A 7344-nucleotide genomic window follows, 5' to 3' on the forward strand; every position below is an offset into this window, starting at 1 on the left:
TGCTGAACCGCTTCGCCCAGGACTATCTCGAAAGCCTCGGCACCGCCGACTTCGCGCCGCAGCCCAAGATTTCCGGGCGCCTCGCGTCGTTCGACGGGCTGCTGATGGAAGCGGTCGGGCTCAACCTGCCGGTCGGCACGGTGTGCCAGGTTGGCGCCGCGGGTGGCGTCAAGGTTGAGGCCGAGGTGATCGGCTTTCGCAACGGTCGCACCTTGCTGATGAATCTCGGGGGTCCCGCCGCCCTCCTGCCGCAAGCCCCGGTACGCCCGGTCGGCGCGCCCGGTGCCGCCGAAGTCGGCGCCGCGTTGCTCGGCCGCGTGGTCGATGGTGCCGGCAAGCCGATCGACGGGCTCGGCCCGATCCGCGGCGCGAAACACTGGCCGCTCGCCGGCAAATTGCAGGGCCCGCTCGATCGCGGCCGCGTGCTCGAGCCGATGGATGTCGGCGTCCGCGCGATCAACGGCCTCCTCACGATCGGCCAGGGCCAGCGCGTCGGCATCATGGCCGGCTCGGGCGTCGGCAAGTCGGTATTGCTCGGCATGATGGTCCGCGCGGCGCAGGCCGACGTCGTCGTCATCGGCCTGATCGGCGAACGCAGCCGCGAAGTCGCCGACTTCCTCGAGACCAAGGTCGCCGGTGAAGCGCGTGCGCGTTCGGTCGTGGTCGCGGTCCCAGCCAACCATTCGCCTGTGCTGCGTATCCGCGGCGCGCTTCGCGCCACCGCGATCGCCGAAGGTTTCCGCGCCGAGGGCAAGAAGGTCCTGCTCATCATGGATTCGCTGACTCGCGTGGCGCATGCCGGCCGCGAGATCGGTCTCGCGCTCGGCGAACCTGCGTCGGCGCGCGGCTATCCGCCGTCGGCGATCGCGATGCTGCCCAATCTCATCGAACGCGCTGGCACCGACGTGACGTCGGGCGGCTCGATCACCGCGATCTACACCGTGCTCGCCGACGGCGATGACGGTAATGACCCGGTCGTGGACTCGGCGCGCTCGATTCTCGACGGCCATATCGTACTGAGCCGCGCGCTCGCCGAGCGCGGCGTCTATCCGGCGATCGATCTCGGCCCGTCGGTCAGCCGCGTGATGACCGACATCGTGCCCAACGATCACGTCGCCGCGGCCCGCGTGCTGCGCCGGCACCTTGCCACTTATGAAGAGAACCGCGACCTCGTGCTGATGGGCGCGTATCGCGGCGGCGCGGATCCCGAGATCGACGCGGCGATCGCCTATCACCCGGCGGTCATGGAATATATCCGCCAGGATGCCGATACCAAGGTCGCCTTGCCCGACGCCGTGGCCGAACTGATCGGCGTCTTCGGCCAGCCCCAGGGCTAGGCAATGGCGCGCGACCGCAAGGGCCAGCTCGATCGTATCCTCAGGGTGCGCACGCTCCAGCTCGGCATGACTCGCGCCGAGGAAGTCCGCGCCCAGGCCAAGATGGCGAGCGAAGCCGATCTCGCGCAGCGGATCGCCCGGCTCGCCGACAGCGTCGCGCCGGCGCCGTCCGAGGCCGGCAGCGGGTTCTCGCTGGTCGCTGCCGCCCATTTCCGCTCGCGCCTCCAGCAATCGGCCGAGCACGCCGAACATCGCCTGCGGGTTGCCGAAGCCGCCGCCGAACGCGCTGCCGAGGCGACGCGCGAGGCCAAGCGCGATCAGTCGGCGGTCGAGAAATTGATGGCCCGCGCCGACCGCGAAGCGGCGCTCAAGGCGATCCGCGCGCTGGAATCCGCACCGGCTGTCCGGAAGATTCGGCACGATCCTTGCTGAACCGCCCGCGGGGGCAGTGCACGCCCCCGTGCACGAGGGGTTCATGACCGGTTTGACTCTACCCGCTACTCTTTCTCCCGCGCTGCCCGGCAAGGCGGTCGCGCCCTCCTTGCTCGCCTTCGGAGCGCCCGCCGACGGCGCATCCGGCGTGCCGAGCCTCGCCGCGTTCATCGACTTGATGATCGGCAAGACCGCGATCGCGCCCAAGGATGAACAAGCCGGCGAGGAGCGGCAGGACGATGCCGCGCCCGGCAAGATCTTGCCGGAAAAGACCGACGAAAAGGGCGATCCCGCGCTCGCCTGGTTGCTGGCGGTGGCGCCGATCGTGCTGCCTCCCGCCCAGCCGGCCAAGGCGGCGGACGCGGACGGACAACGCCTCATGTCAATGGCCGCGATCGACGCCACGACGCCTGCGCTGCCGACTACCGCCGCCGCAGCGACTGCCGACACGCCGGTTCTACCGTCTTTGCCCCAGACGGCGACCGACTCGCCGCGCCCGCTGGTGGGTGGCGATCCGGTCACGTTGCCGAAAGCTGCCGATGGCCCGCTCGTCGCGGCTCGGCCGGCGGCGCCACCCGATGGCGCACCGGCCGCGGTCCAGCCCGTTGCGCCGACCGTCGTGCCGATCGCGAGCGCTCCGATAGCGCTTGCGCCGATCGCCCTCGCGCCGATTTCGGTTGCGCCAGTGGCGAACCAGGTGATGCCCGCTGCCGCCGGGCCGGTCGGCCCGGCCAAGCCGCCATCGCCTGGTCGCCCGGCGCCGGCGCGACTCGCCGCCGTGGTGCCGATCCGCGTCGCCATGCCGACCGCCGCGCCCCCCTCTCTCGCGGCCTCGCCTTCCGCCAATGTTCCGCTGCCCGCCTTGTTCGCGCTGGCGATGGCGCCGGAACGCGATTCGGCGAACGATACCGACAAGGCGCCGATCGACGGCATCGCGGCGGCCGCCACCCTGCTCACCCCGGCCGATGCCGCCGCACTGGTTGCCAAACCCGGCGGTCCGCAAGGCCAGGCGCTCGACATGGGCCGCCAGGATTGGCCGCAAAAGATGATCGACCGGATCGAAGCGCTGCGCGACGATGCCAATGCCAACGACACCTCGATCCGCCTGAAGCCCGAAGCGCTTGGTCGGGTCGACGTATCGCTGCGCACGCATGCCGATGGCGCGGTCAGCGTCCATTTCGCCGCCGAACAGTCGGCGACGCGGACGATGATCGCCGACGCCGCACCGCAGCTCAATGCCGCCGCCGAGGCGCGCGGCATCCGCCTGGCCGGCACGAGCGTCGATCTGTCGGGCTCGGATTCGGCCGGTGGCGAGCGCCAACGGCCGCAGTTCGAAGCGCAGCAGAATAATTCGAATCGCCTCTCCGCCGCCGGCGGGGACGACATCCAGGCCGTCGCTGACGGCCGCATCGCTTGATCGGGGGATTGACCAATGAGTGACGATAGCAAGGGCGACGCGCCCAAGAAGAAGGGCGGCAAGGGCAAGATGATCATGCTCGTGCTGGTGGTCGTGCTGCTGGCCGGCGGCGGGACCGTCGGCGGCCTATGGGCGGCCGGCATGCTGGGCAGCGCTAAGGCCGCCGAGCCGGCCGGCCCAAAATTGGTGCTCAAGGCGGACCAGAAACGCGCCGGCGGCGACGGCAAGGAAGGCGAAGTCGCCACGGGCGGGTCGAAGCCGCCGTCGGGTAGTGGCGGCGACAAATATGCCTCCAATTATTACGCGCTGGACAAGGACTTCACGTCCAACCTCCAGGACAGCCCGCATTACGTCCAGATCGGCATCGCGGTGTCGACGCCCTATGACGATTCGGTCATCGAAAACCTCAAGACCAACGAGATCGCGGTGCGCTCGGCGATCCTGATGGCGCTGGGCGATGCGACCGAGGACGAGGTCACGACCGGCGACGGCAAGAAGCGTCTTGCCCAGCAGCTGGTCCAGGCGATCAACGCCACGCTCAAACAAAAAGAGGGATTCGGCGGGATTAGTAACGTCTACTTTACCAATTTCGTTGTTCAGTGAACGGGCATGGTTAACGGCTCTTCACCCAATCCCGACACGGACCGGCGCGAACGCCCGCGCGCGGCGGCGAAACACGCCGCTGCGCTGGGCGGCGCGAACCTCAATCCGTTCGGCGATCTGCACACGCTGCAGCATCTCTCGGCGCGGCTCGCGCGGAGCCTGCGCGGCGTGTTCGAGCCGTTGCTGCGCCAGGAAGTCCGCTTGTGGGCGGAGCCGTTGGTCGTCCAGCGTTTCACCGATTACCGCGCCGAGCGCGCGGAAGGGCTGACCGGCTGGGTGCCCCTGATCATGACGCCCGGCCACGGCCAGGCGCTGATGGTGGTCGACGGCAAGTTCGCGCTCGAACTGCTCGACCTGTTCTTCGGCGGCACCGGCGCCGCGCCGCACGAGATGCCGAGCGAATTCTCGCCGGCCGCCGAGGCGATGCTGGTGCGGCTGGGTGCGATCGTCGCCGAGCCGATGACCGCCGCCTGGGAGCCGCTCGCCAAGGTCAGCTTCGCACCGGGCCGGGTCGAAGCCAACCCGTCGATGGTGGCGGGGCTCGACGGAGACGATCCCCTGGTCGTCACCCGTTTCGGCATCGGCAAGCCTCACGGCAAGCCGGTCTTCATCGACATCGTCTACCCGGTGCAGTCGCTCAAGCCCTACACGCCGTCGCTGACCGGCAAGGTGCTCGGCGCCGCGCCCGACCCGGCGTGGCAGAACGGCCTCGCCAAGGCGGTGATGACCGTGACCTTCCCGGTCCGCTCGGTGCTCGCCGAGCCGGTCATCAGCCTCGCCCGGCTGATGGAGCTCAAGGAAGGCGATGTCATCCCGATCGGCGTCGCCGCCGACGTGCCGGTGATGGTCGCCAATGGCCGGCTCGGCACCGGCACCGTCGGCACGTCCAACGGGCGCGCCGCGATCAAATTGCATTCGCTCTCTCTCAACGTTGAGGAACTCGCATGACCGATTTGTCCGGGACCTTCCCGGTCGACGCCAATATGGCGGCCAATTACCGGCTGCTGCAGGACGTCGACGTCAAGCTGACCGTGGAGATCGGCCAGACACGGCTGACCCTGCGCGAATTGCTCGCGCTCGGCGAAAGCTCGGTGATCGAGCTCGACCGCCAGGCCAACGAATTGCTCGACGTGTTCGTCAACGGCACGCTGATCGGGCGTGGCGAGGTCGTCACCGTCGGCGAGCGCTTCGGCGTCCGCCTGACCGAGCTGGTTTCCCCCGAGAAGCGCGGCTGATGCTCTGGGCCTATATTCTCAAGCTGTTCGTCCTGCTGCCGCTGGTCTGCGGCCTGATGGTCGGCTGCCTGTGGCTCTGGCGCCGGCTCGAAACCCGGATGGGCTCCCAGCAGACCACTCGCGCGATCAAGGTCCAGGAGACGATGATGTTGTCGCCCGGCCTGCGCCTCGCGGTGATCGAGTTCGAGGGGCAGAAATTGCTCGTCTCGGTCGGTCGCGGCGGCGTGCAGCTGGTCGACAAGGCCGGGGGGCTGCCCCGGTGACGACGATCCGCCGCCTCAAGCAAGACGGCCCTTCGCTGTTTCGCGCCCCGGCCCCGGCGCCGGCCGGACCGCGTCCGAAGAATGTCCAGCTCGCCAAATTGGCGCTGGTGCTGCTCGCGCTCGTCGCGCTGATGACGATCGCGATGCCGGCCTTCGCCCAGAGCGCGCCCGCCGCGCCGGCAGCGAGCACGACGGCCGCTGCCGCCGCGCCGGCGGCCAAGCCCGGCATCGGCGACGCAGTCGACCGCGCGCTGGGCCAGCTCGGCGGCCCGGGCGCCGCTGCCGCCACCAATGGCGCGGGCAAGGCGCCGCTGTCGCTCAGCCTGCAGGTCCTCATCATCATGGGCCTGCTCACGATCCTTCCCGGGATCCTGCTGATGATGACCAGCTTTACGCGGATCATCATCGTGCTGTCGCTGTTCCGCCAGGCGCTCGGCCTGCAGCAGACGCCGCCCAACCAGGTGCTGATCGGCCTCTCGCTGTTCCTGTCGCTGTTCGTGATGGCGCCGACGATCAACCAGATGAACACCCAGGCGATCCAGCCTTATTCCGCCGGCCAGATCGGCGGGACCGACATGATTCAGCGCGCGGGCCAGCCGCTCCACGCCTTCATGGTCAAGCAGACGCGGATGAAGGACCTGAAGATGTTCGCCGACATGGCGCATTCGGGCCCGTACAAGACCTCGACCGACATTCCCTATTCGGTGCTGCTGCCGGCGTTCGTCACCAGCGAATTGAAGACTGCGTTCCAGATCGGCTTCCTGATCTTCCTGCCGTTCATCGTCATCGACCTGGTGGTCGCGACCGTGCTCATGTCGCTTGGCATGATGATGATGTCGCCGACGATCATCTCGATGCCGTTCAAATTGCTGCTGTTCGTGCTGGTCGATGGCTGGGCGATGATGATGGGCAGCCTCGCCTCGAGTTTCGCGACATGATGCCGGCCTGCCCACCGCCCGCGCCGAACCCGTTCCGCGCACCGCCGCGCCCGGCGACACCGGGCCTGATCCCCGTCCTTTGGCTGCAAACGCGGCCCACCAACATGATGCCGCCTGTCGGCCGGAACTGGATCAACTGAACCATGGACGCGGACTATTTCATCGGCGTGGCCGACCAGACCATGTGGGTGCTGGCGCTCGCCGCCGCGCCGGTTCTGATCCCGGCTTTGCTCGCCGGCCTGATCCTCGGCATGGTCCAGGCAGCCACCTCGATCAACGAACAGACATTGACCTTCGTCCCCAAGCTGGCGGTGGTCGGCCTGTCGCTGCTGATCTTCGGCGGCCTGATCATGGGCCTGCTGACCGATTTCACGATCGACATCTTCCAGCGCATCCCGGATTTGGTGCGGTGATGAATTTCCCTCTCCCAACGGGAGAGGGAAGGGGCCCGCGCGCGTCAGCGCGTGGGAAGGGTGAGGGCCGTCTTCTTGCCCTGCCCTCAGCCTTCCGCCGCTCCGCGGCTCCCACCCACTACCACAGGGAGAGGGAATAATGCTCGGCCTCCGCCGGAATATCGAGGCGCAGCTCTGGGCGCTGCTCTTCGTGATGATCCGGATCGGTGCGGCGTTCGTTGCGGCGCCGGTGTTCGGCGCGGTGGCGGTACCGCTGCCGGTGCGCGTCGCGCTGTCGGGCGCGATCGGCGTGCTGGTGCTGGCAGTCCATCCGATCGTTCCGCCCGCCGAGCTCTTTTCGGTCGCCACCATTCTCAGCGCGACGGCGGAAGCGCTCATCGGCCTGGCGATCGGCTTCATCCTGCAGATCGCTTTCGCCGCGCCCGCGGTCGCCAGCGAAGTCATCGGCACTTCGATGGGGATCGGCTTCGCCTCGGCGATCGACCCGCAGAACGGGCGCTCGACTCCGGCTTTGGGCAATTTCCTTTCGGTGCTGATGACGCTCCTGTTCCTGTCGGTGAACGGCCACCTCGTTCTGGTCGATATGCTGGTGAGGAGCTACGCGGTGCTGCCGCCGGGCGGCGCCTGGCTGTCGCCCGACAGGCTCAAGGACATCGCATTCTTCGGCGGCTATACCTTCGCCGCCGGCTTGCTGCTGGCGCTGCCG

At 68.4% G+C, this 7344-nt stretch carries 10 protein-coding genes; all 10 read left to right on the plus strand.

Annotated features, from left to right (window positions below; all coding sequences use genetic code 11):
• Nucleotides 1-2: 2 nt before the first annotated feature.
• On the plus strand, nucleotides 3-1337 hold the full coding sequence (locus ACTHJR_RS10815; RefSeq protein ID WP_440523178.1) for a FliI/YscN family ATPase: 1335 nt from the start codon (nucleotides 3-5) through the stop codon (nucleotides 1335-1337).
• A 3-nt stretch (nucleotides 1338-1340) separates the two neighbouring features.
• The gene (locus ACTHJR_RS10820) at nucleotides 1341-1769 is read left to right on the plus strand and encodes a hypothetical protein (protein WP_440523179.1); all 429 of its coding nucleotides are present in this window, start codon (nucleotides 1341-1343) and stop codon (nucleotides 1767-1769) included.
• Between the two features lie 43 nt (nucleotides 1770-1812).
• Entirely contained in the window at nucleotides 1813-3186 is a 1374-nt protein-coding gene (locus ACTHJR_RS10825; RefSeq protein WP_440523181.1) for a flagellar hook-length control protein FliK, read from the plus strand.
• A 15-nt stretch (nucleotides 3187-3201) separates the two neighbouring features.
• Nucleotides 3202-3789, plus strand: coding sequence for a flagellar basal body-associated FliL family protein (locus ACTHJR_RS10830; protein ID WP_440523183.1), 588 nt, complete (start codon nucleotides 3202-3204; stop codon nucleotides 3787-3789).
• Nucleotides 3790-3795: 6 nt separating this feature from the next.
• The gene (locus ACTHJR_RS10835; protein WP_440523184.1) at nucleotides 3796-4737 is read left to right on the plus strand and encodes a flagellar motor switch protein FliM; all 942 of its coding nucleotides are present in this window, start codon (nucleotides 3796-3798) and stop codon (nucleotides 4735-4737) included.
• Nucleotides 4734-5024, plus strand: coding sequence for a flagellar motor switch protein FliN (fliN, locus tag ACTHJR_RS10840; RefSeq protein ID WP_066588837.1), 291 nt, complete (start codon nucleotides 4734-4736; stop codon nucleotides 5022-5024). The genes ACTHJR_RS10835 and fliN overlap by 4 nt, the downstream gene beginning before the upstream one ends.
• Nucleotides 5024-5287: a flagellar biosynthetic protein FliO gene (locus ACTHJR_RS10845; protein ID WP_440523185.1), complete on the plus strand. Its 264-nt coding sequence runs from the start codon at nucleotides 5024-5026 to the stop codon at nucleotides 5285-5287. Before fliN ends, ACTHJR_RS10845 begins: the two co-directional genes overlap by 1 nt.
• Before the next feature lie 131 nt (nucleotides 5288-5418).
• Nucleotides 5419-6225 carry a flagellar type III secretion system pore protein FliP gene (fliP, locus tag ACTHJR_RS10850; protein ID WP_440523187.1) on the plus strand — a complete coding sequence of 269 codons (807 nt, stop codon included), beginning with the start codon at nucleotides 5419-5421 and terminating at the stop codon, nucleotides 6223-6225.
• A gap of 143 nt (nucleotides 6226-6368) precedes the next feature.
• Nucleotides 6369-6638 (plus strand): flagellar biosynthesis protein FliQ, encoded by a 270-nt coding sequence (gene fliQ, locus ACTHJR_RS10855; protein WP_066588830.1) that lies wholly within the window; start codon nucleotides 6369-6371, stop codon nucleotides 6636-6638.
• Between the two features lie 139 nt (nucleotides 6639-6777).
• A partial coding sequence (locus ACTHJR_RS10860; protein WP_440523186.1) for a flagellar biosynthetic protein FliR occupies nucleotides 6778-7344 on the plus strand: 567 nt, incomplete at its 3' end.

Source organism: Sphingomonas sp. (assembly GCF_051962185.1).
Taxonomy (GTDB): domain Bacteria; phylum Pseudomonadota; class Alphaproteobacteria; order Sphingomonadales; family Sphingomonadaceae; genus Sphingomonas.